The 25,855-nt window shown below is 29.7% G+C and carries 25 protein-coding genes, 1 tRNA gene and 1 pseudogene; 23 read left to right on the forward strand and 4 right to left on the reverse strand.

Translation table 11 applies throughout. The annotated features are described in order from the left end of the window. Window positions 1-60 precede the first annotated feature (60 nt). The gene (locus tag CAMP18498_RS05475) at window positions 61-1,056 is read left to right on the forward strand and encodes a capsular polysaccharide synthesis protein (RefSeq protein WP_337197925.1); all 996 of its coding nucleotides are present in this window, start codon (window positions 61-63) and stop codon (window positions 1,054-1,056) included. Here CAMP18498_RS05475 and CAMP18498_RS05480 read toward each other — a convergent pair. From CAMP18498_RS05480 to waaC, 4 genes and pseudogenes are all read right to left on the reverse strand, one after another. Next, a pseudogene (locus CAMP18498_RS05480) lies at window positions 1,040-2,213 on the reverse strand (glycosyltransferase family 2 protein). The gene CAMP18498_RS05475 and the pseudogene CAMP18498_RS05480 overlap by 17 nt on opposite strands. Window positions 2,214-2,216: 3 nt before the next feature. Further along, entirely contained in the window at window positions 2,217-3,764 is a 1,548-nt protein-coding gene (locus tag CAMP18498_RS05485; protein ID WP_337197926.1) for a glycosyltransferase family 2 protein, read from the reverse strand. A gap of 8 nt (window positions 3,765-3,772) precedes the next feature. Continuing rightward, on the reverse strand, window positions 3,773-4,645 hold the full coding sequence (locus CAMP18498_RS05490) for a lipid A biosynthesis lauroyl acyltransferase (RefSeq protein ID WP_337197927.1): 873 nt from the start codon (window positions 4,643-4,645) through the stop codon (window positions 3,773-3,775). Next, a complete protein-coding gene (gene waaC, locus CAMP18498_RS05495) occupies window positions 4,642-5,661 on the reverse strand; it encodes a lipopolysaccharide heptosyltransferase I (RefSeq protein WP_337197928.1) in 1,020 nt (339 codons plus the stop codon). The genes CAMP18498_RS05490 and waaC overlap by 4 nt, the downstream gene beginning before the upstream one ends. Before the next feature lie 66 nt (window positions 5,662-5,727). On the opposite strand from waaC, the gene CAMP18498_RS05500 reads away from it, so the two are divergent. The 22 genes from CAMP18498_RS05500 to CAMP18498_RS05605 all read left to right on the forward strand — a co-directional run bounded on the left by CAMP18498_RS05500 (window position 5,728) and on the right by CAMP18498_RS05605 (window position 25,843). Continuing rightward, window positions 5,728-6,507, forward strand: a complete 780-nt coding sequence (locus CAMP18498_RS05500) for a 3'-5' exonuclease (protein WP_337197929.1) — start codon at window positions 5,728-5,730, stop codon at window positions 6,505-6,507. A gap of 59 nt (window positions 6,508-6,566) precedes the next feature. Next, complete coding sequence (gene galE / locus CAMP18498_RS05505; RefSeq protein WP_337197930.1) at window positions 6,567-7,553, forward strand: UDP-glucose 4-epimerase GalE; 987 nt, start codon at window positions 6,567-6,569, stop codon at window positions 7,551-7,553. Then, window positions 7,547-9,241, forward strand: coding sequence for a BC-type lipopolysaccharide transporter PglK (gene pglK / locus CAMP18498_RS05510; RefSeq protein ID WP_337197931.1), 1,695 nt, complete (start codon window positions 7,547-7,549; stop codon window positions 9,239-9,241). The genes galE and pglK overlap by 7 nt, the downstream gene beginning before the upstream one ends. After that, on the forward strand, window positions 9,238-10,302 hold the full coding sequence (pglH, locus tag CAMP18498_RS05515; protein WP_337197932.1) for a GalNAc-alpha-(1->4)-GalNAc-alpha-(1->3)-diNAcBac-PP-undecaprenol alpha-1,4-N-acetyl-D-galactosaminyltransferase: 1,065 nt from the start codon (window positions 9,238-9,240) through the stop codon (window positions 10,300-10,302). Before pglK ends, pglH begins: the two co-directional genes overlap by 4 nt. Window position 10,303: 1 nt before the next feature. Beyond that, window positions 10,304-11,404: an N-acetylgalactosamine-N,N'-diacetylbacillosaminyl-diphospho-undecaprenol 4-alpha-N-acetylgalactosaminyltransferase gene (gene pglJ / locus CAMP18498_RS05520; protein WP_337197933.1), complete on the forward strand. Its 1,101-nt coding sequence runs from the start codon at window positions 10,304-10,306 to the stop codon at window positions 11,402-11,404. Between the two features lies 1 nt (window position 11,405). After that, the gene (pglB, locus tag CAMP18498_RS05525; protein ID WP_337197934.1) at window positions 11,406-13,544 is read left to right on the forward strand and encodes an undecaprenyl-diphosphooligosaccharide--protein glycotransferase; all 2,139 of its coding nucleotides are present in this window, start codon (window positions 11,406-11,408) and stop codon (window positions 13,542-13,544) included. Continuing rightward, on the forward strand, window positions 13,541-14,668 hold the full coding sequence (gene pglA / locus CAMP18498_RS05530; RefSeq protein WP_337197935.1) for a N,N'-diacetylbacillosaminyl-diphospho-undecaprenol alpha-1,3-N-acetylgalactosaminyltransferase: 1,128 nt from the start codon (window positions 13,541-13,543) through the stop codon (window positions 14,666-14,668). The genes pglB and pglA overlap by 4 nt, the downstream gene beginning before the upstream one ends. Next, entirely contained in the window at window positions 14,661-15,263 is a 603-nt protein-coding gene (gene pglC, locus CAMP18498_RS05535) for an undecaprenyl phosphate N,N'-diacetylbacillosamine 1-phosphate transferase (RefSeq protein WP_039628855.1), read from the forward strand. Before pglA ends, pglC begins: the two co-directional genes overlap by 8 nt. Then, window positions 15,250-15,846 (forward strand): UDP-N-acetylbacillosamine N-acetyltransferase, encoded by a 597-nt coding sequence (gene pglD, locus CAMP18498_RS05540; protein WP_337197936.1) that lies wholly within the window; start codon window positions 15,250-15,252, stop codon window positions 15,844-15,846. The genes pglC and pglD overlap by 14 nt, the downstream gene beginning before the upstream one ends. After that, window positions 15,843-17,003, forward strand: a complete 1,161-nt coding sequence (gene pglE / locus CAMP18498_RS05545) for a UDP-N-acetylbacillosamine transaminase (protein ID WP_039628859.1) — start codon at window positions 15,843-15,845, stop codon at window positions 17,001-17,003. Before pglD ends, pglE begins: the two co-directional genes overlap by 4 nt. 1 nt (window position 17,004) lies before the next feature. After that, a complete protein-coding gene (pglF, locus tag CAMP18498_RS05550; protein WP_337197938.1) occupies window positions 17,005-18,768 on the forward strand; it encodes a UDP-N-acetylglucosamine 4,6-dehydratase (configuration-retaining) in 1,764 nt (587 codons plus the stop codon). Between the two features lie 113 nt (window positions 18,769-18,881). After that, entirely contained in the window at window positions 18,882-19,259 is a 378-nt protein-coding gene (locus CAMP18498_RS05555; protein ID WP_039619063.1) for a chemotaxis response regulator CheY, read from the forward strand. 12 nt (window positions 19,260-19,271) lie between these two features. Then, complete coding sequence (locus CAMP18498_RS05560) at window positions 19,272-20,108, forward strand: 50S ribosomal protein L11 methyltransferase (RefSeq protein ID WP_337197939.1); 837 nt, start codon at window positions 19,272-19,274, stop codon at window positions 20,106-20,108. Continuing rightward, window positions 20,108-22,030, forward strand: coding sequence for an ATP-dependent zinc metalloprotease FtsH (gene ftsH / locus CAMP18498_RS05565; protein ID WP_337197940.1), 1,923 nt, complete (start codon window positions 20,108-20,110; stop codon window positions 22,028-22,030). Before CAMP18498_RS05560 ends, ftsH begins: the two co-directional genes overlap by 1 nt. After that, window positions 22,030-22,647, forward strand: coding sequence for a phosphatidylserine decarboxylase (locus CAMP18498_RS05570; protein ID WP_337197941.1), 618 nt, complete (start codon window positions 22,030-22,032; stop codon window positions 22,645-22,647). The genes ftsH and CAMP18498_RS05570 overlap by 1 nt, the downstream gene beginning before the upstream one ends. Beyond that, complete coding sequence (gene pssA, locus CAMP18498_RS05575) at window positions 22,644-23,354, forward strand: CDP-diacylglycerol--serine O-phosphatidyltransferase (protein ID WP_173787723.1); 711 nt, start codon at window positions 22,644-22,646, stop codon at window positions 23,352-23,354. Before CAMP18498_RS05570 ends, pssA begins: the two co-directional genes overlap by 4 nt. A gap of 63 nt (window positions 23,355-23,417) precedes the next feature. Beyond that, window positions 23,418-23,972, forward strand: a complete 555-nt coding sequence (locus CAMP18498_RS05580; RefSeq protein WP_337197942.1) for a hypothetical protein — start codon at window positions 23,418-23,420, stop codon at window positions 23,970-23,972. Between the two features lie 49 nt (window positions 23,973-24,021). Beyond that, window positions 24,022-24,111, forward strand: a tRNA-Ser gene (locus CAMP18498_RS05585). A gap of 110 nt (window positions 24,112-24,221) precedes the next feature. Continuing rightward, window positions 24,222-24,440 (forward strand): hypothetical protein, encoded by a 219-nt coding sequence (locus CAMP18498_RS05590; protein WP_337197943.1) that lies wholly within the window; start codon window positions 24,222-24,224, stop codon window positions 24,438-24,440. Continuing rightward, the gene (locus CAMP18498_RS05595) at window positions 24,382-24,960 is read left to right on the forward strand and encodes a Y-family DNA polymerase (protein ID WP_337197944.1); all 579 of its coding nucleotides are present in this window, start codon (window positions 24,382-24,384) and stop codon (window positions 24,958-24,960) included. The genes CAMP18498_RS05590 and CAMP18498_RS05595 overlap by 59 nt, the downstream gene beginning before the upstream one ends. Before the next feature lie 3 nt (window positions 24,961-24,963). After that, window positions 24,964-25,656, forward strand: a complete 693-nt coding sequence (locus CAMP18498_RS05600; protein WP_337197945.1) for a DinB/UmuC family translesion DNA polymerase — start codon at window positions 24,964-24,966, stop codon at window positions 25,654-25,656. Then, window positions 25,649-25,843, forward strand: coding sequence for a hypothetical protein (locus CAMP18498_RS05605; protein WP_337197946.1), 195 nt, complete (start codon window positions 25,649-25,651; stop codon window positions 25,841-25,843). The genes CAMP18498_RS05600 and CAMP18498_RS05605 overlap by 8 nt, the downstream gene beginning before the upstream one ends. Window positions 25,844-25,855 lie beyond the last annotated feature (12 nt).

A 25,855-nucleotide genomic window follows, 5' to 3' on the forward strand; every position in this document is an offset into this window, starting at 1 on the left:
CATATATACATAACCTTGATTATTTTTGATATTATATCAAAAAACTTTTTAGGAATATATATGCAAATACAACAAAATAGCCCTTTATTTTATAATAATTTAACAAAAAAACTAAGCTCATTTATACCCATAAAATCAACAAGAAGAAAATTAAGAAATCATATCCAATATAAGTTAGAACACCCTAAAATAGCTAGTTATCTTTCAAGTAACTATATCAATCCTTTTTTAGAAGGAAAAATTCCTCATTTTGATTTTGAAAAAAAACATCATTTTAAAAATGATAAAATCATTTGGCAATTTTGGCACCAAGGTAAAGATCAAGCTTCACCTATGATACAACAATGTTTCAATTCAGTGCAAAGTCAAATGAAAGATGACTACACAATCATCATTTTAGATAAAGATAATATCAAAGAGTATCTTGATTTTCCACCATTTGTTATAGAAAAATTAGAAAATAACTTTTTTGGAGAAAAAACTATAACTTTTTTTTCAGATCTTTTAAGAATATGCTTGCTTGCAACTTATGGAGGTATATGGTGTGATGCAAGCATATTTTTAAGTTCTAAAATTCCTAGTGAGCTTTGTGATAAAGATTTTTTTACCTTTGAAAGATCAAAAACAAAACCTAGTAAAGAAAAATTGAAAAAATTTATCAAAAGTGGATATTTTTCTTATGGATACTTTAACTGGAATGATGATTTTAAAGTTAAAATGCTAAGTAGTTTTATGATAGCCAAAGCAAGCAATACTTTTATTCAAACTCTAAAAGATATTTTAATAAATTATTGGAAAAATGAGCAATCAAGTGAAAATCACTACTATTTTGTACTGCATATCATATTTGAACTTTTAAAAGAACATGGCTTTGCAAATGATACCTATAAAAATATGAGCGATATAGAATGCCATTTATTACAATTTAGCGCCAAAGAAAAATTTAATCCAACTCTTTGGGAAGAAATTCAAAAGCAAAGTTTTTTACACAAACTCACGCATTTTAAATCTATAAAAAAAGATTCAATGATAGATAAAATCATCTTGCAAAGTTGATTTTATCTAAAAATACCTTTTATTTTTTGGCAAATTTTCCAAAGATCATAAGGGATTTTTGTCTGGATAAAAGGTTTGATTATAGGTAATTTTTCCTTTAAATTTAAAGGATCTTTTTTAAATTTTTTAATCATCAAAGCCTTTTTTACATAAAAAGGCAAAAAAGCCTCTTTTATGGCTTGAGAATTTTCACTTTTTTGATCTTTAAAAAATTCTATCAATTCTAAAGCTGTTATCATCCTACTTGCTGCTTTTAAATAGTTTTTTACCTCTTTAGCATTTTCTCCAAAAAATTCATACAAGTCTTTAAAATACTCTGATACATTTGCCTTTGTAACTTTCTTATCATGATTTGATATACTATTTGCCCTCAAACGGCATAAGTACAATCTTTTTGGCAAAATATAAATATTATTAGCACAGCTAAATAAAACCATACCAAAATGAATATCTTCATTGATGATTTTGTTGATAAATTTAAGTTTTAATTGTTTTAAAAATGAAAAATCTATCATACCACCCCAGCTAAACGAGATATCCCTCGAACCTACTTTTATAGCTTGCTTAGCATAGTCTCTTGGAGTGATAGTGCATTCTTGAGTAAAATTAAATACATTCATCCTTGTTTTTTGACCCTTATCTTCTATACCATCATCATAAATACAAGCATGATCAAACCATAATACATCTACATTTTGCATTCTTATAACACACTCTTCTATACAGTTTAACTCCCAATAATTATCAGAATCTAAAAAGATAATATAATCAATCTTTGAAATTTCTAGCTTATCACTCGCTAAAGCATTTTTGTACTTATAAATTTTATAAATATTTTGTGGGTTATTGCCAACAATCTTAAAAACATTTAATTCATTTTCTTGTTCAATATGTTGTATTTCATATTCTCCATAAAAAAATTCTATACCTGTATTTCTTGCACTACTCAAACCACCATTTTTTTTATCAAAAAGAGTTATTCTTTTATCTTTTAAAGTATACTCTTTTGCAATATTGAGTGAGTTTTCATCTGTACTACCATCATTTACTAGTATGATTTCTAAATTAGTATAAGTTTGATTGATTACACTATCTAAACATTCTTTTAGATATTTTTCTACATTGTATATGGGGATTACTACGCCGACCTTTTTCATGCTTTATCTCCAAGTTGTTTTTTTGTTTTTTATAGTTTCAAGATAAATTTGATGATTAATTTCAAGCATATTTTTGCTATTTTCTTCATGGTAAATATGATAAGCTAAAGCACTAAATTTAAGTCTTTTAAATACTCCATCATTAAATAAAAATCTAGCTACAAACTCGCTATCCTCCCTGCCCCAACCTATAAATTTTTCATTAAATCCCTCAATGGCTTCAAAATCACTTTTATAAAAACTCATATTGCAAGTTTTACTGCCTTTAACAAGTTGTGATTTTTTAAAAAATTTCTTAGTTAGTTTTGAAAATTTATATATACATTTAGCTAAAAAAATATTTCTTTGATTTTTAAAACCTTTTTTATCAAATGCCAAACTAAAATCATTTTTGCTTAAAAGTTCTTTGCTTTCATTTTCATTTAAAATAGTTCTTGAGCCTTGCAAAATAGTCTTTAAGCTAGCAAATTTTAAATGATCATTAATGAAGTTTTTCTCTAAAATCATATCCCCATCAATTAAGATAATATATTCGCTATTAGAAGCATTAATTGCCTTATTGCGACTTGCCGCGGCACGAAATCCCTCATCTTCTTGCCAAATATGCTCTAACTTACAAGGAAAATCTTTTTGATAAGCTTGTATAAGCTTGGCTGTATCTTCCCTGCTTCCATCATCAGCTATTAAAACCTCATCTGGTAAAGGCTCTAAGTTTTTAACGCTATCAAGCACTAAAGCAAGTCTTTTTTTTTGATTATAGGTTGTGATAATCAAAGCACAAGTTTTTGGCTTTTGCTTTTTTAACTCATACAATTTCATATATTTAAAAAAAGCTCCAAGTCCATTGCAAGTACTTATGATAAAACCTTTATAGCCATAAAAAATTCCTTTTTTTAAAACATAATTTCTAAAAAAAGTCCAAATTCCTCTTAGCAATGCCTTGCAAACACTACTTTCTTTGTGTAAATTTTGCAAAGCCCAAAGTTTGGAGTATTTTTGAAGCTTATCTAACAAACTATCGATATCATCAAATGCAAAATGCCTCAAACCATTTTGCAATTTAATCTTTTTACTATCTTCATGTAAAATCAAACTCTCATGCACTAAATTTTCATTAAAACTAGTATGGGTTTTATTAAACACCCGCATTACATAATCAGGCCACCACCCACAAGCTTTAATCCACTCTCCATTGTATAAATTTTCTCTTGGTAAGGCTATGATATCTTCTTTATTAGGCTCAATTTGCCCTAATTCTTGTAAAAATTCTTTCTTAGCAAGCTCATCTGCGTCAATATTAAAAATCCAATCATTGCTAGCATAACTTATGGCTAAATTTTTCAAAGGTCCAAAACCTATAAATTTATGTTGATAAATCTTGATATTTTTATAACTTTTACTAAACTCATAAGCAATTTTTAAAGTATCATCATTACTATCATTTTCTATTAAAACTATCTCGCCAAATTCTTGCAAAGACTCCAAGCAAGCCTTTAAGGTTTTTTGAGCATTTTTAATAATCATTATCACACTAATTTGCTTTAAATCCATTTTATATCCTATAAATACAACTCATGATTGTATCTTTTAAATCTCTTATGAAAGAAAAAATACTCATCAGGTTTAAATTTAATCATCTCTTCACAACACTTTGCTTGGTACTTAGTAAGCTCTTCTATACTTGCCTTGCTTGCATCTAAAGCCTTAAAAGTTTTTACAAAAAATTTCTCATCTTTTTGATATACAAAACAAGGTAAAATCATAGCATTTGTTTTTTTAGCAAGCACACTTGCACCTGCTATGAAATTTACTTCTTGATTAAAATATTGTATTTTTACACTTTCACTATCCACTGCATCTTGATCGGTTAAAATTCCAAGCGATCTGCCTTCTTTTAAGGCTTTTAGCATTTTTTTAAGACCACCCTTTTTTTCTATAAGTTCTATGTTAAATTGCGTACGATTTTTACTTAAAATTTTATCCATTATCATACTATCAAGTGCTCTTCCAACTATGGAAATTCCTTGAAATTTAGCCCCAAAAGATAAAGCCAAAAGCTCCCAATTGCCATAATGAGCCGTAGTTACGATCAAAGATCTTTTACTTTGCATTATATTTAGAATTTGTTCCTCATCATCAAAGCAAATTTTATTGATGATTTCTTCTTTGCTTGCATTTTGATTTTTAATAAAATCAATCCCAAATTTAGCAAAATTTTTATAGATATTAAGACTAGTTTCATCACGCCATTTTTGATCTTTTTCAGGAAAGCAAATTTTTAAATTTATATCGATGATTTTGCGGTGTTTATGATTAAGTCTATAAGTAATTAAAGCAACCAAATTTGCAAAAGAGTTTAAAAGTCTTGAAGGTAAAATCTTCACAAGAGCTTTTAATATATAAAAAAGGCTTAAATATACATAATTTATCATTTTTCTAAAAGCTCACACGCAAGTTTAAAAATATCTTTTTCATCGATATTTTGTATGCAAAAATCACTCTTATCTATATGTTTTGAATACAGTATTTTTTTACCTGCATTGATTGTTTTGTTGATATTTGTTTCATAAGCATTTCTTTGACTAGGAGTAGCACCAAAAATCGTTATAGAAGGCTTGTTTAATGCAAAGGCTAAATGAGTAGGCCCACTATCATTTCCGATAATCAAATCATTTGCCTTAGTTAAAGCACAAAGCTCACTTAAGCTTAATTTTGGCGCAAGTTCTATTTTCAAATGCTTTAAATTTAAAACTATATCTTTAGCAAAATTAAACTCATTAACATTACCCCAACCAAGCATGATTTTTGCACTAGTAAAATACTCCAAAAGCATTCTACAAAGTAGTATCAAACGCTCTTTTGGGTAAATTTTATTAGGCATAGATGAGCCTACATGTATGAGTATATTTGGCGCACTTTCACTTAAAGAAAGCCTTTGTTCTAAGCTTTCTTTTAACTCATCATCTACGCTAAAACAACTTTGTTTTAACTCTATGTCGCTATGATCAAAATGCTCATTTAATACATAAGCTACCAAAGAAAGATTACGCACGATAATATTTTCTTCATAATTACACGCAAATTTATGCGTATAAAAATTACTCGCAAAGCTTTCTTTGATACTTTCTTGATCAAAGCCAAAAGTATTAGCACATAAAAATTTACTCACTAAAGCAGATTTAATCAAACCTTGCAGATCAATCACAACATCATATTTGTTTTGCCTAGCTTCAAAAAGCATAGCAAAAACTTCTTTGAATTTTCTATCTTTTAAAGGCAGGGCATAAACTTCATTGATCATTGGATGATCTTGCAATAATCCTGCAAATCTTGCATCTATAAACCAATCAATACTCGCCTTAGGATAATGCTTTTTAATAAATTGTAAAACAATCACCGCATGGATGATATCTCCAAGTGCGGATAATTTAACCAAACCTATTTTCATATACTACTTTATTTTTAAATTTTCTGTTATGATTTTAACAAAGATTTTTTTAAAAAAAGGTTTATCATGCAAGAATATATTTGCGTTTTTGATTGTGAAAGCATTCCTGATATAGAATTGATAAAACATCTTTATGATTTTAACGACGATGATTTAAGCATTAGCAAGCAAGCTTTAGAAAGGCAAAAAGAAGAAAGTGGAAGCGAATTTTTACCCCTACCTTTTCATAAAGTTGTAAGCATTTGTGCGGTAATTGCAGATAAATTTGGAAATTTCATCAAAGTCAATAACATCAAAGGCGACAATGAAAAGCAAATGCTAGAAGAGTTTTTTAACTTCATAGACAAACACCAACCCCGTCTTGTAAGTTTTAATGGCAAAAGCTACGATATGCCTTTACTTGTTATAAGAGCATTAAAATACAATATCAACGCAAGTGCTTATTTAGACGCAAGCGATAAATGGAATAACTACAAAAGTAAATTTGTAGAAAATAAACATTGTGATTTATTAGAATCTTTAGGAAGTTTTGGCCAAAAAGGCTTAAAACTTGACACACTTTGTGCTATGGCAGGACTTCCTGGAAAGTATGATGTGCATGGAAATGAAGTATTAGAACTTTTTTATCAAAACAAATTAGAAAAAATTCACGAATACTGTGAAAGCGATGTGTTAAACACCTATATGCTATTTTTAAAATACGAACTTATCAAGGGCAACTTAACCCAAGAAGATTATCTTAATATTTTAGAAAATTTCAAAGAAGAGCTTTTGCAAAAACATAGCGATAAAAGCTATCAAAAGCCATTTTTAGAAGCCATAGAAAAAGAAAAGAGCAAGTTTTAAATTAATTAAGAAAAGTATATTAAAATAACTATTAATAAATATTATAAATAAGGATAAAAATGAAAATTTTAATCACCGGTGGCGCAGGATATATAGGCTCTCATACTTTAAAACAATTTTTAGAAACAAATCATGAAATTTGTGTATTAGATAATCTTTCAAAAGGTAGCAAAAAAAGTTTAGATGAACTTTCTAAAATCAGACCTTTTAAGTTTTTTGAGCAAGATTTAAGCGATTATGCTGGGATTAAAAAACTTTTCAAAGAAGAAAAATTTGATGCAATTGTGCATTTTGCAGCTAGCATTGAAGTTCCTGAAAGTATGGAAAATCCTTTAAAATACTATATGAACAATACCGCAAATACAAGTAATTTAATCCAAACTTGTTTAGAAACAGGTGTGAAAAAATTCATTTTTTCTTCAACCGCAGCAACTTATGGAGAGCCACTAACTCCTATCGTAGATGAACAAAGCCCATTAGCACCGATTAATCCTTATGGACAAAGCAAGCTTATGAGTGAAAAAGTCCTACAAGATGCTAATATGGCAAATCCTGAATTTAAATACTGCATTTTAAGATACTTTAATGTAGCAGGTGCTTGCATAAGTTATCCTATAGGTCAACGCTATCCAAAAGCTACTTTACTTATCAAGGTTGCTGCTGAAGTAGCCACAGGAAAAAGAGAAAAACTTTATATTTTTGGCGATGATTATAATACTAAAGATGGTACTTGTATTAGAGATTTTATCCATGTTGATGATATTTCAAGTGCGCATTTAGCCGCTTTAGAATACCTAGAAAACAATGAAAGTAATATTTTCAATGTAGGATATGGACATGGTTTTAGCGTAAAAGAAGTTATTGAAACCATGAAAAAAGTAAGCGGGGTGGATTTCACAGTAGAACTTGCACCAAAAAGAGCTGGAGATCCTTCTGTGCTTATTTCAAATGCGGATAAAATCAAAACTCTAACCAACTGGAAACCAAAATATGATGATTTAGAATTAATCTGTAAAAGTGCTTATGAGTGGGAAAAGCAGTGTTAAAAAAACTTTTTTTCATACTCAATACTCATGATAAGAAATTTTTATTTGCTTTGCTAATTTTTTCTATTTTCATAGGATTTATAGAAAGCTTTGCTATTTCTTTGATCATGCCCTTTGTATCAGTGGCGAGTAATTTTGAGCTTTTAGAAAAAAGCTCCTATTTTCAACCTATATATGAGTATTTAAATTTACCAAGTTATAAGATTATTGCTTATTTTGGCTGTATATTAATCGCCTTTTATATTTTTAGAGCTTTTTTAAACGCCTTTTATTTTCATTTGCTTGCGCGTTTTTCTAAAGGGCGTTATCACAGCCTTGCTTGTCGTATTTTTGATAAATACTTACATCTTGAATATGAAAATTTTACTAATAAAAATCAATCAGAACTTTTAAAAACCATCACTCAAGAAGTATTTCATTTAAGCACTTTAATTAGTGCTTTTTTGCTTATGTTAAGTGAAAGCTTTGTGGTGTTTTTGCTTTATACTTTATTGTTAATTATCAACTATAAAATCACCCTAGCTTTAAGTGCTTTTTTACTTTTAAATGCTTTCATTTTAATCAAAATTCTCTCACCCTTGGTAAAAAAAGCTTCCATAGCTAGAGAAGAAGCGATGAAAAATTATTTTGAAATTTTAAATGCAAATTTAAACAACCTTAAAATCATCAAACTCAAAACCAAAGAACAAAGCACACAAAAGCTTTATGAAATTCAAAGTGGGCTTTTTGCCAAAGCAAACATTAGCAATGAAAGCATGTCAAGCATTCCTAGAATTTACCTTGAAGGTATAGGTTTTTGTATGCTTTGTTTTATCGTGGTGTATTTAGTTTTAAGATATGAAAGTGATATTTCCTCTATCTTAGCAACTATTACCATTTTCGTAGTAGCTCTTTATAGGCTTATGCCAAGTGCTAATCGTATCATCACAAGTTATAATGAAATCACATATTATAAAAACTCTTTAGATATTATTTATAACATGCTCAATGAAAAAGAAGAAAAACTAGGCGATGAAAGTATTGATTTTAAAGAAAAAATCGTTTTGAAAAATCTTTTCTTTGCTTATAAGGGTAAGAAAAATTTATTTAAAAATTTAAATTTTGAGCTTAAGAAAAATGAAAAAATCGCTTTTATAGGTAAAAGTGGAAGTGGTAAAAGCACTTTAGTCGATCTTATTATAGGGCTTTTAAAACCAAACGATGGAGCTATTTTTGTAGATGGAATTAAGCTTGATGAGAGCAATATAAAAAGTTTTAGAAGTAAAATTGGCTACATACCTCAACAAATTTATCTTTTTAATGATTCTATTGCTAAAAATATTAGCTTTGGAGAAGAAATAGATGAAGCACTTTTGCATAAGGTAATCAAGCAAGCTAATCTTGAAAGCTTTGTAAATTCACTTGAAGATGGAGTGCATACTAAGGTGGGTGATTCAGGTTCGTTTTTAAGTGGAGGCCAAAGACAAAGAATAGCCATAGCAAGAGCGCTTTATCAACAACCTGAAATTTTAGTTTTAGATGAGGCAACTAGCGCTCTTGATCAAGAAAGTGAAGCAAAAATCATGGAAGAAATCTATAAAATTTCAAAAGACAAAACCCTCATCATCATAGCCCATAGACTCTCAACTATACAAGGTTGCGATAGAGTATTTGAAGTAAATCATGGACATTTAAAGGAACAAGTATGAAAATCACTTTCATTATAGCTACTTTAAATTCAGGTGGTGCTGAAAGGGTTTTAGTTACTTTGGCTAATGAACTTTGCAAACATCATGAAATAAATATTATTAAATTTCATAAAGAAGACTCTTTTTACAAGCTTGATCCAAAAATCAAACTTTTTACCCTAGAACAGTTTGACTTTTCTACTCTTTATAATAAAATAGCCTCACGCATTAAAAAATTCAAAGCCTTAAAACAAGCACTCAAAGACCATAAAAGTGATGTTTTTATCTCATTTTTAGATACCACTAACATCGCTTGCATTTGGGCAAATAAAGGCTCCAATACACCTTTAATCATTAGCGAGCATAGCTCTTATACTTATTTAAAATCTAAAATTTGGAAGTTTTTACGCCGTATAAGTTTTCCTCATGCAAATGCTCTAACTGTGCTAAGTAATGATGATAAAAAATACTATGAAAACTTTGTTAAAAAAGTTATCAATATGCCAAATCCTTGTCATTTTAGTCTTATTAAAGAAAATTTAGAAAAAGAAAATAATGTCATTTTTGTAGGCAGACTTGATCATAATAAAAATGCTTCTATGTTTTTAAAAGCCATAGCAATGCTAGATACAAATTTACAAAAACAATACAACTTTTTCATAGCAGGTGATGGAGAATTAAGACAAGATTTAGAACAAGAAGCCAAGAATTTAAATATCAAGGTTAATTTTTTAGGCAAAGTTGAAAATATGCAAGAGCTTTATAAAAAAGCAAAAATAATCTGCCTTTGCTCTTTCATAGAAGGCTTGCCAACGGTTTTGCTTGAAAGTTTATATTATCAAGTAGCGCGCATTAGCACTAAATACACAAGTGGTCATAAAGATTTAATTGATGATGGAAAAGATGGATTTTTAGTAGATTTAGATGATGAAAAAGCTTTAAGCGAAAAACTTGCACTTTTAATGCAAGATGAAAATTTAAGAAAAACACTAGCGCTTAATGCACAGCAGCGATGTAAAGATTATGAAGTGGCCAATGTAGCACAAAAATGGCTTGATTTGATCAAAGAAGTAAGGGTTTAATATGAAAAAACTAGCAATTTTTATTTATTCTTTAGGAAGCGGTGGTGCTGAAAGGGTTGTATCTACGCTATTGCCTGTGTTAAATTTAAGATATGAAGTACATTTGATTTTAATGAACGATAAAATATCATATGATATTCCTGAGGTTAATATCCACTACCTTGAAAAATCAAGTCCAAGCGAAAGTAACTTAGCTAAATTTTTAAAACTACCCTTGCTAGCTATGAAATACAAAAAGCTTTGTGAAGATTTAAAAATCAATTTACAATTTGTATTATTAAATAGACCTAATTATATTGCTTTAATGGCAAAATCTCTAGGACTTAAATCAACCCTTATTATTAATGAATGTACTACTCCAAGTGTGCTTTATAAACATAATAATCTAAATTCTTTTATCAATAAATTTCTTATTAAAAAACTTTATAATAAGGCAGATTTAATCTTAGCAAATTCTATAGGAAACAAAGAAGATTTAATACAAAATTTCAACATAGAAGCAAAAAAATGTGATATTTTATACAATGCCATAGACTTAGAAAGCATTATAGAAAAATCCAAAGAAGCAATTGACTTTAAAGATCCTTTTATACTAAGTGTTGGCAGACTTGATCATGGTAAAAATCATGCTATGCTTATAAGAGCTTATGCAAAAGTTAAAACTGATTTAAAATTAGTCATTTTAGGCGAGGGTATTTTAAAAGATGAGCTTTTAGCTTTAATAGAAACTTTAAATTTAAAAGACAAAGTCTTTTTACTAGGTTTTGATAAAAATCCTTATAAATACATGAGTAAATGTGACTTTTTTGCTTTTGCTTCAAGTTTTGAAGGTTTTTCCAATGTTTTAATCGAATGCCTAGCTTGCAATACTGCCGTACTTTGCACTGATCATAAAAGTGGTGCAAGGGAGTTATTTTTAAATGATGAGTTTGGACTTTTAGTAAAAGTAGATAATGAAAAAGCCATGCAAGAAGGTTTAGAGAAAATATGCAATGATGAAGCATTAAAAGCTTCATATAGACAAAAGGCTTTTTTGCGTGCAAAAGAATTTGATAAAATTAGCATAGCAAAGCAATTATTTGAATTTTTCAACAAGGCATAAAATGAAACTACGACAAAATTTCACGGATAATAATTCTATAAAATATACCTGTATTTTAATCCTTATAGCCTTTGCTTTTAGTGTTTTGTGTAGATTATACTGGGTAGCTTGGGCAAGTGAGTTTTATGAGTTTTTCTTTAATGATCAACTCATGATTACTACTAATGATGGCTATGCTTTTGCAGAAGGTGCAAGAGACATGATAGCAGGTTTTCATCAACCCAATGACTTATCTTATTTTGGAAGCTCACTTTCTACTTTGACTTATTGGCTTTATAGTATTTTGCCTTTTAGCTTTGAAAGTATTATTTTATATATGAGTACTTTTTTTGCTTCTTTGATTGTTGTGCCTATTATATTAATCGCAAGAGAGTATAAACTCACTACTTATGGCTTTATAGCAGCCTTACTTGGAAGCATTGCAAATAGTTATTATAACCGCACTATGAGTGGGTATTATGATACAGATATGCTAGTATTAGTTTTACCAATGCTTATTTTGCTTACCTTTATACGCTTAACTATTAATAAAGACATTTTCACCCTACTTTTGAGTCCGGTTTTTATTATGATTTATTTATGGTGGTATCCATCAAGTTATTCTTTAAATTTTACTATGATAGGACTTTTTGGACTTTATACTTTAGTATTTCATAGAAAAGAAAAAATTTTTTATCTAGCTATTGCTTTGATGATCATAGCTTTAAGTATGCTAGCATGGCAATATAAGCTTGCTTTGATTGTATTATTATTTGCTATTTTTGCTTTTAAAGAAGAAAAAATTAATTTTTATATGATTTGGGCTTTGATTTTTATTAGCATTTTGATATTACATTTAAGTGGTGGTTTAGATCCCGTTTTATATCAACTTAAATTTTATGTTTTTAAAGCTTCTGATGTGCAAAATTTAAAAGATGCTGCCTTTATGTATTTTAATGTTAATGAAACTATTATGGAAGTAAATACTATCGATCCTGAAGTATTTATGCAAAGAATTAGCTCTAGTGTTTTAGTATTTATCCTTTCTTTTATAGGTTTTATCTTACTTTGTAAAGATCATAAAAGCATGCTTTTAGCTCTACCTATGCTTGCACTAGGTTTTATGGCTTTAAGAGCTGGACTTAGATTTACCATTTATGCAGTTCCTGTAATGGCTTTGGGTTTTGGGTATTTTTTATATGCATTTTTTAATTTTTTAGAAAAAAAACAAATCAAACTTAGCCTAAGAAATAAAAATATCTTACTCATACTCATTGCATTTTTTAGTATAAGCCCTGCTTTGATGCATATTTATTATTATAAATCCTCTACTGTTTTTACTTCTTATGAAGCTAGTATTTTAAATGATTTAAAAAATAAAGCTCAAAGAGAAGATTATGTCGTTGCTTGGTGGGATTATGGTTATCCAATACGCTATTATAGCGATGTAAAAACCTTAATCGATGGTGGAAAACACCTAGGAAAAGATAATTTTTTCTCATCTTTTGTCTTAAGCAAAGAACAAATTCCAGCAGCCAATATGGCAAGACTTAGCGTAGAATACACTGAAAAATCTTTCAAAGAAAACTACCCTGATGTTTTAAAAGCTATGGTTAAAGATTATAACCAAACAAGCGCTAAAGATTTTTTAGAAAGTTTAAATGATAAAAATTTTAAATTTGATACGAATAAAACTAGAGATATATATATTTACATGCCTTATAGAATGTTGCGTATCATGCCTGTGGTGGCACAATTTGCAAATACAAATCCTGACAATGGAGAGCAAGAAAAAAGTTTATTTTTCTCCCAAGCTAATGCTATAGCTCAAGATAAAACTACAGGCTCTGTTATGCTTGATAATGGGGTAGAAATTATTAATGATTTTAGAGCTTTAAAAGTAGAAGGTGCGAGCATACCTTTAAAAGCTTTTATCGATATAGAATCTATCACTAATGGCAAATTTTATTACAATGAAATTGATTCAAAAGCTCAAATTTATTTGCTCTTTTTAAGAGAATACAAAAGCTTTGTAATTTTAGATGAAAGTCTTTATAATAGTGCTTATATACAAATGTTTTTATTAAATCAATACGATCAAGATTTATTTGAGCAAGTCACTAATGATGCAAGAGCAAAAATTTATAGGCTAAAAAGATGAAAATAGGAATTTTAACCCATAGTGCAATGAGTGTGTATTATTTTCGCCTTGCACTCATTAGAGCTTTAGAAAAAAACAATCATGAAGTTGTAATCATCACTCCAAAAGATGATTTTGCTATTAAATTACAAGAGCTAGGCTATAAGGTTTACTTTTATGATTTAGCTAGATCAAGTGTTAATCCTTTAATTGTTTTTAAAAATCTACTTAGTTTAAAAAATACACTCAAAAGTTTAAATTTAGATCTTTTACAAACAAGTGCTCACAAAAGCAATACAACAGGTATTATAGCGGCTAAAATGGCGAGCATTAAATATACTTTTGGTTTGGTTGAAGGCTTAGGAAGTTTTTACATAGATGATGATTTTAAAAGCAAATTAGTAAGAATGAGCATTAATTTACTTTATAAAATTTCTTTTAAACTTGCTAATGGTTTTATTTTTGTCAATGAAAGCAATGCTTTATTTATGAAAAATTTAGGCTTAAAAGAAGAAAAAATCAAAATCATCAAATCCGTAGGGCTAAATTTAAAACAATTTTTACCTTTAAAAATTAGCACAGAAGAAAAACAAGTTTTTTTAAAAGAACACAACATGCCTGATAAACCCATCATTTTAATGATTTCAAGAGCACTTTGGCATAAAGGAATTAAAGAATTTTATGAGGCAAGCCAAATTTTAAAAGATAAGGCAAATTTTGTTTTAGTGGGTGGAAGAGATGATAATAAATCTTGTGCTCCGCTAGAATTTTTAAACTCAAGTGATGTTTTTTATCTTGGCGCAAGAAGTGATATTGCACATTTAATAAATTTATGCGATATATTTGTTTTACCAAGTTATAAAGAAGGCTATCCAAGAACGGTTTTAGAAGCACAAGCTTGTAAAAAAGCATGTGTGGTAAGCGATGCTGAGGGTTGCATTGAAGCAGTGGATAATGCCATAGATGGTTTAATTTGCAAATGCAAAGATAGTAAAGATTTAGCTGAAAAAATTGCAGTTTTATTAGAAGATAAAAAACTAAAAAATACTTTAGCACAAAATGCTTTTCTTAGAGCGCAAAATTATGATGAAAATATCATAGCTTTGAAATATCTTGACTTTTATAGGGGTTTTATAAATGTATAAAAATGGTTTAAAGCGTGTTTTTGACTTTTTTTTGGCTTTGATTTTGTTGATTGTTTTTTCACCCTTTATAGTGCTTATTGGCATTGTTTTAAAAATCGTTCAAGGAAGTGTGCTTTTTAAACAAGCAAGACCAGGATTAAATGAAAAAATTTTTTATATTTACAAATTTAAAACTATGAGTGATGAAACCGATGAAAATGGAGAATTACTTCCTGATGAATTACGCTTAAAGCCTTTTGGTAAGCTAGTTAGAAGCTTGAGTTTAGATGAATTACCACAGCTTTTTAATGTATTAAAAGGCGATATGAGCTTCATAGGCCCAAGACCTTTACTTGTAGAATACTTGCCCTTATACAATCAAGAACAAAAAAAACGCCACGATGTAAGACCGGGCATTACAGGTTGGGCACAGATCAATGGACGCAATGCTATTTCTTGGGAGCAAAAATTTAAATATGATGTAGAATATGTGCAAAATTGCTCTTTTTTATTTGATCTTAAAATCTTTTTTATGACCATTGTTAAAGTTCTAAAAAGAAGTGGGGTTAATAAAGAGGGGGTAGCTACAACGGATAAATTCAATGGACACAACTAAAAGTATTTATATATATGGTTCTAGTGGGCATGGTTTAGTCTGTGCTGATGTGGCTAGAAATTTAGGATATGAAAAAATCATCTTTTTGGATGATAATAAAGGCTTAAAATATCACTCCAACTTAGAAAAACACGATATGTTTATTGCTATTGGTGCAAACTCTATTAGAGAAAAACTTTTCAAAAAAGCAAAAGATGATGGATTTAGATTAGTAAATTTGATACACAAAAGTGCTATTATTAGCTCAAGTGCTTTTTTAGATGATGAGGGTATTTTAATCATGCCAAATGTCGTAGTTAATGCTAAAGCTAGCATTGCAAAAGGTGTGATTTTAAATACTGCTTGTGTGATTGAGCATGAGTGTTTTGTAGATGAGTTTAGCCATATTAGCGTTGGAGCTAAACTAACAGGAAATGTAAAAATAGGAAAGCGTTGTTTTTTGGGAGTTAATTCAAGCGTTATTCCTTGTATGAGTTTAAATGATGATATAACCTTAGGCGCAGGAGCAGTTGTGGTTAAAAACTTAACTTCTAAAGGTATTTACGCCGGAGTTCCTGCTAAGAAAATAAAGGAGGTAAAATGAGATTTTTTCTATCAGCACCACATATGAGTGGAAAAGAATTAGAATACATACACAAAGCTTTTGAAAGTAATTATATAGCACCTTTGGGTGAGTTTGTTAATGCCTTAGAACAAAGTATTAAAGATTATACAAAAAGCTCTAACGCACTTGCTCTAAATGCAGCTACTGCAGCTATTCATTTAGCTTTAAGAGTTTTGGGTATTAAAGAAGGTGATGTAGTTTTAGCTTCAAGTTTTACTTTTATTGCTTCAGTAGCGCCTATTTCTTACATGAATGCTACGCCTGTGTTTATTGATTGTGATGAAACTTATAATTTAGATGTCAATTTATTAAAAAAAGCTATCAAAGAAAGTCCTAAAAAGCCAAAAGCTCTCATTTTAACACACCTTTATGGCAATGCTTCTAAAATGGATGAGATTGTCCAAATTTGTAAAGAAAATGAGATTTTTTTAATCGAAGATGCTGCTGAAGCTTTGGGAAGTTTTTACAAAAATAAAGCTTTAGGTACTTTTGGGGATTTTGGAGTATATTCTTTTAATGGTAATAAAATCATCACAACAGGTGGTGGTGGCATGCTTGTGAGTGAAAATCATGCTAATCTTGAAAAAGCAAGATTTTATAGCACTCAAGCTAGAGAAAATTGTCTTCATTATGAGCATAAAGAATATGGCTACAACTATAGAATGAGTAATATCTTAGGTGCAATCGGCACTGCTCAAATGGAAGTTTTAGAAGAAAGAGTAAGTAAAAAGCGTGAAATTTATAGCTGGTATAAAGAATTTTTAAGTGGGACTTTTACTTTTTTAGATGAACTTGAAAATACCAAGTCAAATCGCTGGCTAAGTACTGCTTTACTTGATTTTGATTTAAATAAACTTAATACTTATGAAAAACATTGTATATGTGAAAATAAAAATGTTCAAATTCAAGATAAAATTTTAAAAATCATACAAGTTTTAAAAGATAATAAAATCGAAAGTCGCCCGCTTTGGAAACCAATGCATTTACAAGAACTTTACAAAGGTTGCGATGCTTACTTAAATGGCAATAGTGAGTTTTTCTTTAGCAATGGAATTTGCCTTCCAAGCGCAACTACTATGAGTAAAGCCGATGTAGAGGAAGTTTCTACTTTAATCTTAAACACCTTAAAGGACTAAGATGGATTATAAAAGCAAACGCTTAGGTTTTTTCCTAGGCGCTGATATTTTACTTTTTGTTATAAGTATTTATTTGTCTTTTTCTTTACGCTTTAGTGCAGACATTCCAAGTGAATTTTATGAAGGTATGTTTAAAAGTGCAGTGATTTTGATTTTACTTAAAATCATTTTTCTAGCATTTTTTAGAATTTATCAAGTTGCTTGGAGATTTTTCTCACTTAATGAAGCGCGTAAATTAGTTATTGCTTTAGCTTTGGCTGAGCTTGTATTTTTAGCAATTTATTATTTTTATGATGATTTTTTTAATCCTTTTCCAAGAAGTGTTATAGGAATAGACTTTGTTTTATCTTGTATGCTAATTGGAAGTTTGCGTATAAGCAAAAGAATGATAGTTGATTTTAGAAAGCCAAAATACAACGAAGAACACCCTTGTATAGTAGTTGGCGCCACTTCAAAGGCTTTGCATTTATTAAAAGGAGCTAAAGAAGGAAGCTTAGGACTTTTCCCTGTAGCTGTAGTAGATGAGCGTAAAAACTTAATAGGTACTTATTGTGATAAATTTATAGTTGAAGAGAAAGAAGCTATTAGAAAATATACCGCTGAAGGTATTCATACTGCTATCATTGCTTTAAAACTTGAGCAAGAAGAGCTCAAAAAGCTTTTTGATGAACTCATTGCTTATGGGATTAATGATATAAAACTTTTTTCTTTTACACAAAATGAAGCAAGAGATATAAGCATTGAAGATTTATTAGCACGCAAGCCAAAAGATTTAGATAATGCTTGTGTGATTGATTTTATCAAAGATAAAGTAGTTTTAGTTAGTGGAGCTGGTGGAACAATAGGAAGCGAGCTTTGCAAACAATGCGTTAAATTTGGTGCAAAACATTTAATCATGCTTGATCATAGCGAGTATAATTTATATAAAATCAATGAAGAATTAAGCTTGCATAAAGAAAAAATCGAGCCTATTATGATGAGTATATTAGACAAAGAGGCTCTAGAAAAACTTTTACAAGAAAAAAATATAGATTTGATTTTACATGCAGCAGCTTATAAACACGTGCCTTTGTGTGAGCAAAATCCACATTCAGCTATTTTAAATAATATCATAGGTACTAAAAATTTAATCGATCTTGCAAAAACTTACAAGGTTGCTAAATTTGTTATGATAAGTACTGATAAAGCTGTAAGACCAACTAATATCATGGGTTGTACAAAAAGAATTTGTGAGCTTTATGCACTAAGTTCAAGTTGTGAAAATTTTGAAGTAGCTTGTGTGCGTTTTGGTAATGTTTTAGGATCAAGTGGAAGTGTTATACCTAAATTTAAAGCTCAAATTGCAGCTAATGAACCACTTACTCTTACTCATCCTGATATAGTGCGTTATTTTATGCTAGTGGATGAGGCTGTGCAACTTGTTTTACAAGCTGCAGCTATTGCTAAAGGCGGAGAATTATTTGTACTTGATATGGGTGAGCCCGTTAAAATCATGGATTTAGCTAAAAAAATGCTTTTACTTTCTAATAAAAAGCTAGAAATTAAAATCACCGGACTAAGAAAAGGTGAAAAACTTTATGAAGAACTTCTAATCCATGAAGATGATTTAAAGACTCAATATGAAAGTATATTTGTTACCACTAGTGAAATTAAAGATTTAAAAATTTTAAATCAAGAAATAGAAAAATTACTCCAAAGCAAAGATCCTGCAAAAGTTTTAAAGGAAATTGTGCCTGAATTTAATCACAATAAAAATGGAGAGTGATTAAATTCTAATTTTATTTTAAAATGGTATAATATAAACTTTTAATTGATTAATAAAAATAAAAACGATACAATTACACTTTTATGTAATTACATCAAGACAAAGGAAAAAAAGTGAAGTTATTAGTAGTTGATGATAGTTCTACCATGAGAAGAATAATCAAAAACACTCTTGTAAGATTAGGTCACAAAGATGTTTTAGAAGCTGAACATGGAGTTGAAGCTTGGGATTTGCTTTCACAAAATGATGATATTAAAATTTTAATTACTGACTGGAATATGCCTGAAATGAACGGCTTAGAATTAGTAAAAAAAGTAAGAGCGGAAGAAAAATATGCTGATATGCCTATTATCATGGTAACTACAGAAGGTGGTAAGGCAGAAGTTATCACAGCTTTAAAAGCAGGTGTAAATAACTATATTGTAAAACCTTTTACACCTCAAGTATTAAAAGAAAAACTTGAAGATGTTTTAGGAACAAACGAAGGCTGATTATAAGTTTTTATGCAAACACATTATTACGAACTTTTTTTTCAAATAGATAAGGAATATTTAGATTTATTCCTTGATCTTGTTTTTTCTCTAGATATAGATGCCATAGAAGAAAAGAATGATGGTGTTTATATACGATCAGAAGAAGATATAAAACTCATTCAAATAGCCTTGCAAAGCTTTCATCAAAAATTATGTGAAAAATTTAACACTAAGATTTATTTTCATTCTACTTTAGAAAAAAAAGAAAATAAAAACTGGATAGAAGAGTATAAAAAAGGCATACAAGCTTTAACTATTGACAATATCCACATTCACACGACTTGGCAAGAAGCTATACAAGATAAAATCAATATCATTATAGACCCTGCCCTAGCTTTTGGCTCAGGACATCATGAAAGCACTTACACTTGTATAGAATTTTTACAAAAATACACAGATGATTCTAAATTTTGCTTAGATGTAGGCTGTGGAAGTGGGATTTTAAGTATCATCATGGCAAAGCTTGGAGCTAAAGTGCAAGCTTGTGATACAGACGAGCTAGCCGTAGTTGCAAGCAAGAAAAATGCAAAATTAAATCAAGTTAGCTTTGATGATATTTGGGTAGGTTCTATTAATAAAAGCTTACATAAATATGATATAGTTGTGGCAAATATCATTGCTGATATTTTAATCATACTAGAAAAAGATCTTAAAGAAAAAACCAAAGAAGGTGGAATTTTAATCTTATCTGGTATTTTAAACAAATATGAAGAAAGAATTAAAGATAAATTCAAAGATTTGACTTTGTTAGAATGTAAACACAAAGGAGAGTGGTTGAGTTTAGCTTACAAAAAGGAAATAAAATAATGAATAAAAAACCAAACGAACCAAAAGATAATCCAAACAATAATAGCTTTTTCAATAAAAACCCTATTTTTATTTTCGCTATTTTTACCATTGTGATGATTCTTTTATTTAAAGGATTTTCAGATGATGGTAGCATGGGTATTATGGGCGGAGAAAATACCAAAAAAGTTACTTATTCTGAATTAAAAACTTTAATTGAAAACAATCAAATTGCCCAAGTTAACATAGGTCAAACTACCATAAAAGCAGTATCTAAAGCAGGAAATATGGTATATATTACCAAAAAAGTTCCAAATGATGCTACTTTTGTGCCTTTGCTTGATTCAAAAGGCGTTTCTTATGGAGCTTTTAACGAGAGTAATTGGTTTATAGATATCTTACTTTCTTGGGTTTTACCGGTATTTATTTTCTTTGGCATATGGATGTTTTTAGCTTCTCGTATGCAAAAAAATATGGGCGGATCTATACTTGGTATAGGAAGCTCTAAAAAGCTTGTAAATTCAGAAAAACCAAAAGTTAAATTCAATGATGTTGCAGGTGTTGAGGAAGCAAAAGAAGAAGTTAAAGAAATAGTTGATTTTCTAAAATATCCTGAAAGATATATCAATCTTGGAGCAAAAATTCCAAAAGGACTTTTGCTTGTAGGCCCTCCAGGTACGGGTAAAACTTTACTTGCAAAAGCAGTGGCAGGCGAAGCTGATGTACCATTTTTTAGCGTCTCAGGTTCATCTTTCATAGAAATGTTTGTGGGTGTTGGAGCTAGTAGGGTTAGAGATTTATTTGAAAATGCTAAAAAAGAAGCTCCAGCTATTGTATTTATAGATGAAATTGATGCTATAGGCAAATCACGTGCAGCAAGTGGCATGATGGGTGGAAATGATGAAAGAGAGCAAACTTTAAATCAACTTCTAGCAGAAATGGATGGCTTTGGTACTGAAAGCTCGCCAGTAATCGTACTAGCAGCGACAAACCGTCCTGAAGTCTTAGATGCAGCATTACTTAGACCGGGACGTTTTGATAGACAAGTTTTAGTAGACAAGCCTGATTTTAAAGGCAGATGTGATATTTTAAAAGTTCATATGAAAGATATTAAAATTTCACCTGAAGTAAAAGTAGAAGATATCGCAAGATTAACAGCAGGTCTAGCGGGTGCTGATTTAGCAAATATCATTAACGAAGCAGCTTTACTTGCAGGTAGAGATTCTAAAAAACATGTGGAACAAAAAGACTTAGTTGAAGCAGTAGAAAGAGCTATAGCAGGACTTGAAAAAAAATCGCGTAGAATTAACGATAAAGAGAAAAAAATCGTAACTTATCATGAATGTGGTCATGCTTTAATCGCTGAAACCACAAAAGGTGCCAAAAAAGTAAGTAAAGTTTCTGTTATACCGCGTGGTTTAGCAGCTTTAGGATATACACTCAATACCCCTGAAGAAAATAAATTTTTAATGCAAAAACATGAGCTTTTAGCTGAAGTTGATGTGCTTTTAGGAGGACGCGCGGCTGAAGAAATTTTCATTAAAGAAATTTCAACTGGTGCAAGCAATGACCTTGAGCGTGCAACTGATATCATAAAAGCTATGATTTCTATGTATGGTATGAGTGAAATCGCGGGTTTAATGGTGCTTGAAAAACAAAGAAATACATTCTTAAGCGGCGGACAAACTATCAAAGATTATTCTGATAAAATGGCTCAAGATTTAGATGAGTATGTGAAGAAAACCTTAGATGAACGCTATGCGGGTGTAAAAGAAATTTTAAAAACTTATAGCGGTGCTATAGAAGTAATGGTACAAGCACTCTATGAAGAAGAAACTATTGATGGTGCTAAAGTAAGAGAGATTATTAAAAACTATGAGGAAGAAAATAATCTTCCAACGCGCTTAGAAGAAAAAGAGCAAGAAGCTACTAAGGATAACTAATGAAAACAAATTTTATTGCAAAGGCTGGCTGGAATTTACTCATAGTTCTAGCTATAGTTTTTGCAATAGCTCAATTTATATGGGGATTTTCTTGGCTTTTATGGTGTATTTTTATACTTTTTGCTTGTCTTTTTAAAACTAGTAAAATCGATTATATAGCAGATCCAAATACTATCATAGCTCCTATAGAAGGAAAAATAAAAAGTATTAAAACAAGCTCATATAAAGAGCTTGGTGAATGTATAGAAGTACAAATTATAAACAATATCATTCATCAAGGCAATATCATAGCTCCACTTGATATGGATATAGAAGAAACTAGACTAAGACACGGACTTTTTTTATGTCCATTTATGAAAAATACAAATTTAATGGGTGAAAGAATGCTATTTTTAGCACGCTCTAAAGGCAAACAATGGGCATTACGTATCATTTTTGGTGCTTTAAATAGAAAAACTCATATTGATGATTTTGGTCATCATTTAAACCATGGGCAAAATATAGGTTTTATGTTTGATGGCAGTGTGAGTTTATTGCTTCCAAAAGATACTAGAATTTGCGTAAATGAAAATGACAAAGTACGCATTGGTGCATTGATAGGGTATTTAAATCCATGAATTTTAAACTAATTTATATTTTACCTAATCTTTTTACAGCTGCTTCCATATTTTTAGGCATTATTTCAGTGATTGCTTCTATTAATCAAAACTTTGATAAAGCATTAATTTATATCATTTTATCATTAATTTGTGATGGTTTAGATGGTCGCGTTGCAAGAGCTACTAATTCTACTTCTAAATTTGGAGTTGAGTTTGACTCACTAGCAGATCTAATAGCCTTTGGCGTAGCACCTGCTATGCTTTTTTATATGAGCATAGGTTATGAATATGGTCGTTTTGGCTCATTAATAGCAGGCTTATTTGTAGTTTTTGGCGCTATACGCTTAGCAAGATTTAATGTCACCACAGGCACTTATGAACCTTCAGTTTTTATAGGACTTCCTATACCAACAGCAGCAGTTGTAAGCGCTTTATGGGTTAGTGCTTATTTATATTATGATTTTTTGCGTGATTTTTCTTTGATGATAGTATGCATTCAAATGCTTTTAGCTTTTTTAATGGTAAGCAATATAAGATATCCAAGCTTTAAAAAAATCGATTTAAAACGCGCAAATGTTTTAAAAGTATTAATCCTTTTAGTAATCTTATTTTCCATGCTTTATTTGTATTTTTTAGAAAGTGCATTAATCGTTGCAAGTTTATATGTACTTTATGGAATCATTCGAAGCTTTTTTACCCTAGCCCGTAAATTTAAAAAAGATTAAAATTTTATTTTCACTTTACTTTTTGATAATATACTTCTCATTATTTTTCAAAAAGGAGTAAAAATGAATAAAAACAAATTATTCAGACAAATTCACATTTACATTAGCTTATTTTTCTTGCCACTAGCATTTTTATATGCTGTTACTGGTTTTGCTTATATAGCTGGTTTTGATGGAGAAAGCGGGGCTAAAATTCAAAGTCAAAAAGTTCAAGCCATTATCCAAGAAGGTGCTGAAGCTGAATTTTTAATTAATTTTTTAAAGAAAAATAACTTAAAACTTCCTTCATCTTTAGAGCCAAAGCTTAACAAAAAAGGTGATGGTATAGAGCTTGGCACTATAAGCTATACTGCAAGTATTATTAAAATAGATGAAAATAACTATGAAATCATCACAAAAGATAGAAGCTTACTTGGAAATATGATTTTACTTCATAAAGACAAAGGTATGTGGTATTTTTCTGTGCTTGGACTAGCTTTTGCACTTGCTATGATAATCCTTTATATCTCAGGACTTTTAATCACTATCATAGCTATACGCAAAGACAGAGGCAAACAAATCGCAGTTTTAGGTGCTGGTTTTGTTATAACTTTAATCATAGCTTATCTTAGTGTATAAATTTAAGGTATATCTTATAAACAATAAGATATACTTTCCCTTTTAATACGGACAGATGGGTGAGTGGCTGAAACCACACCCCTGCTAAGGGTGCAGATCTTAACGGGTCTCGAGGGTTCAAATCCCTCTCTGTCCGCCACCTTATTCCTCTCATCTATTTTAATAATTTTTATTGTTATAATTAATACTATCAAACTTAATAAATCTAAAGGCAAGTTCACATACTATGCAATTTATGCTTCTATTGATTTGAAATCTTTTTACGCTTCAGCTGAATGTATTTTAAGAAATCTAGATCCTTTAACAACTAATCTTATTGTAGCAGATAAAGCAAGAACAGATAAAACCATCATACTAGTAGTTTCACCTGCACTAAAAACTTACAATATACCTGGCAGATTAAGGCTTTTTGAGTTTAAACAAAAAATCCATTCAATCAATCAAGAAAGCTCAAAAGCACTGCTTTAAAGCTAAAAGTTTTGATACATTAGAACTTGAAAATGATTTAAATTTAGAACTAAATTACATCATCGCTAAACCTAGAATGGCAACTTATATAGAATTTAGCACAAAAATTTACAGCATTTATTTGAAGTATTTTGATGCAAAAGATATCCATATATACTCTATTGATGAAGTTTTTATCGATCTTAGTTCTTATCTTGAAAAATACAAACTATCAGCTTATGAGTTACTTACTAAGGTTTTACTTGATATTTTGCATACAAGTAAAATCACCGCAACAGCAGGTATAGGCACAAATTTATACTTAGCTAAAATTGCTATGGATATACTCGCTAAAAGACAAAAAGTAGATGAAAATGGCTTGCTTATAGCCTTTTTAGATGAAAAATTATATAGATATAAATTATGGCAGCACAAACCTTTAAAAGATTTTTGGCGTATAGGTAAAGGTATTGCCTTAAAACTTGCAGATTTAAACATTCATACTATGGGAGATCTTGCAAGATTTTCTTTAAAACATTAAGACTTGCTTTATAAACACTTTGGTGTTAATGCTGAATTATTAATCTATCATGCATGGAGCGTTGAAACTTGCACGATGAAAGATATTAAAAACTACAAATCACAAAATCACTCTAAAGTCATGACTAAGGTTTTGCCTTTTGCATATGATAGCATTCAAGCAATGAAAGTTTTAAAAGAACTTGTGGATCATTTAGTATTTGAACTTATACAAAATAACCTTAAAACAAATCATATCACGCTAGATATACAATATGATAAAAGTAATTTAGAAAATTCAAGTCGTTTAGCTTCTTATAAAGGAGCTGTTGCTAAAGATAATTATGGAAGAGCTATACCTAAAAATGCTCATGGAAGTATAAATTTAGAAAATTTCACCCATTCTTTAAAAATCATCAATAAAAAAGCCTTAGAACTTTTTTGCAAAATCAGCGATAAAAACTTAAGCATTAGAAAAATCAGCCTAAGTTTAAACAATATCACAGATAAAGCTCAAGAAAATTTCCAAGAATTAAATTTATTTAGTGATTTTAATGCAATTTTGCAAGAAAAAAATCAACTTGAAAAAGAAGAAAAGCTCCAAAAAGCAAGACTTCAAATCATGCAAAAATTTGGTAAAAAGGCTATTTTAAAAGCTTCAAGCTTAGATAATGAAACTAAAGAAATTACTTCTTTAATAGGAGGTCATAATGCATGATGATTATAAAGATATAATAGATATAAAATATCAAAAATCAAAACAATTCCCACCAATGCCAAGAGAAAAAAGAGCGGCGCAATTTGCTCCATTTTTAGTGCTAAATGGTTTTAGTAAAGCGATTTTAAAAACGCAAAAAGATATGGAAAAAGCATTAGAAAATAGCAAATATCAAGAAGAAAGCTAAGTTCTTCTTGAT

It is taken from the genome of Campylobacter sp. W0066.2 (genome assembly GCF_024723515.1).
GTDB lineage: Bacteria > Campylobacterota > Campylobacteria > Campylobacterales > Campylobacteraceae > Campylobacter_D.

What these genes read in the sequence shown, in the direction of transcription:
- CAMP18498_RS05490 (WP_337197927.1), bottom strand. Translation starts at nt 4,645, where the DNA reads ATGATAAATTATGTATATTTAAGCCTTTTTTATATATTAAAAGCTCTT.
- pglF (WP_337197938.1), top strand. Translation starts at nt 17,005, where the DNA reads ATGGATTATAAAAGCAAACGCTTAGGTTTTTTCCTAGGCGCTGATATT.
- ftsH (WP_337197940.1), top strand. Translation starts at nt 20,108, where the DNA reads ATGAATAAAAAACCAAACGAACCAAAAGATAATCCAAACAATAATAGC.
- CAMP18498_RS05570 (WP_337197941.1), top strand. Translation starts at nt 22,030, where the DNA reads ATGAAAACAAATTTTATTGCAAAGGCTGGCTGGAATTTACTCATAGTT.
- pglA (WP_337197935.1), top strand. Translation starts at nt 13,541, where the DNA reads ATGAAAATAGGAATTTTAACCCATAGTGCAATGAGTGTGTATTATTTT.
- CAMP18498_RS05560 (WP_337197939.1), top strand. Translation starts at nt 19,272, where the DNA reads ATGCAAACACATTATTACGAACTTTTTTTTCAAATAGATAAGGAATAT.
- CAMP18498_RS05580 (WP_337197942.1), top strand. Translation starts at nt 23,418, where the DNA reads ATGAATAAAAACAAATTATTCAGACAAATTCACATTTACATTAGCTTA.
- pglD (WP_337197936.1), top strand. Translation starts at nt 15,250, where the DNA reads ATGGACACAACTAAAAGTATTTATATATATGGTTCTAGTGGGCATGGT.
- CAMP18498_RS05500 (WP_337197929.1), top strand. Translation starts at nt 5,728, where the DNA reads ATGCAAGAATATATTTGCGTTTTTGATTGTGAAAGCATTCCTGATATA.
- pglE (WP_039628859.1), top strand. Translation starts at nt 15,843, where the DNA reads ATGAGATTTTTTCTATCAGCACCACATATGAGTGGAAAAGAATTAGAA.
- galE (WP_337197930.1), top strand. Translation starts at nt 6,567, where the DNA reads ATGAAAATTTTAATCACCGGTGGCGCAGGATATATAGGCTCTCATACT.
- waaC (WP_337197928.1), bottom strand. Translation starts at nt 5,661, where the DNA reads ATGAAAATAGGTTTGGTTAAATTATCCGCACTTGGAGATATCATCCAT.
- pglJ (WP_337197933.1), top strand. Translation starts at nt 10,304, where the DNA reads ATGAAAAAACTAGCAATTTTTATTTATTCTTTAGGAAGCGGTGGTGCT.
- pglB (WP_337197934.1), top strand. Translation starts at nt 11,406, where the DNA reads ATGAAACTACGACAAAATTTCACGGATAATAATTCTATAAAATATACC.
- CAMP18498_RS05605 (WP_337197946.1), top strand. Translation starts at nt 25,649, where the DNA reads ATGCATGATGATTATAAAGATATAATAGATATAAAATATCAAAAATCA.
- CAMP18498_RS05475 (WP_337197925.1), top strand. Translation starts at nt 61, where the DNA reads ATGCAAATACAACAAAATAGCCCTTTATTTTATAATAATTTAACAAAA.
- CAMP18498_RS05485 (WP_337197926.1), bottom strand. Translation starts at nt 3,764, where the DNA reads ATGGATTTAAAGCAAATTAGTGTGATAATGATTATTAAAAATGCTCAA.
- pglC (WP_039628855.1), top strand. Translation starts at nt 14,661, where the DNA reads ATGTATAAAAATGGTTTAAAGCGTGTTTTTGACTTTTTTTTGGCTTTG.
- pssA (WP_173787723.1), top strand. Translation starts at nt 22,644, where the DNA reads ATGAATTTTAAACTAATTTATATTTTACCTAATCTTTTTACAGCTGCT.
- pglH (WP_337197932.1), top strand. Translation starts at nt 9,238, where the DNA reads ATGAAAATCACTTTCATTATAGCTACTTTAAATTCAGGTGGTGCTGAA.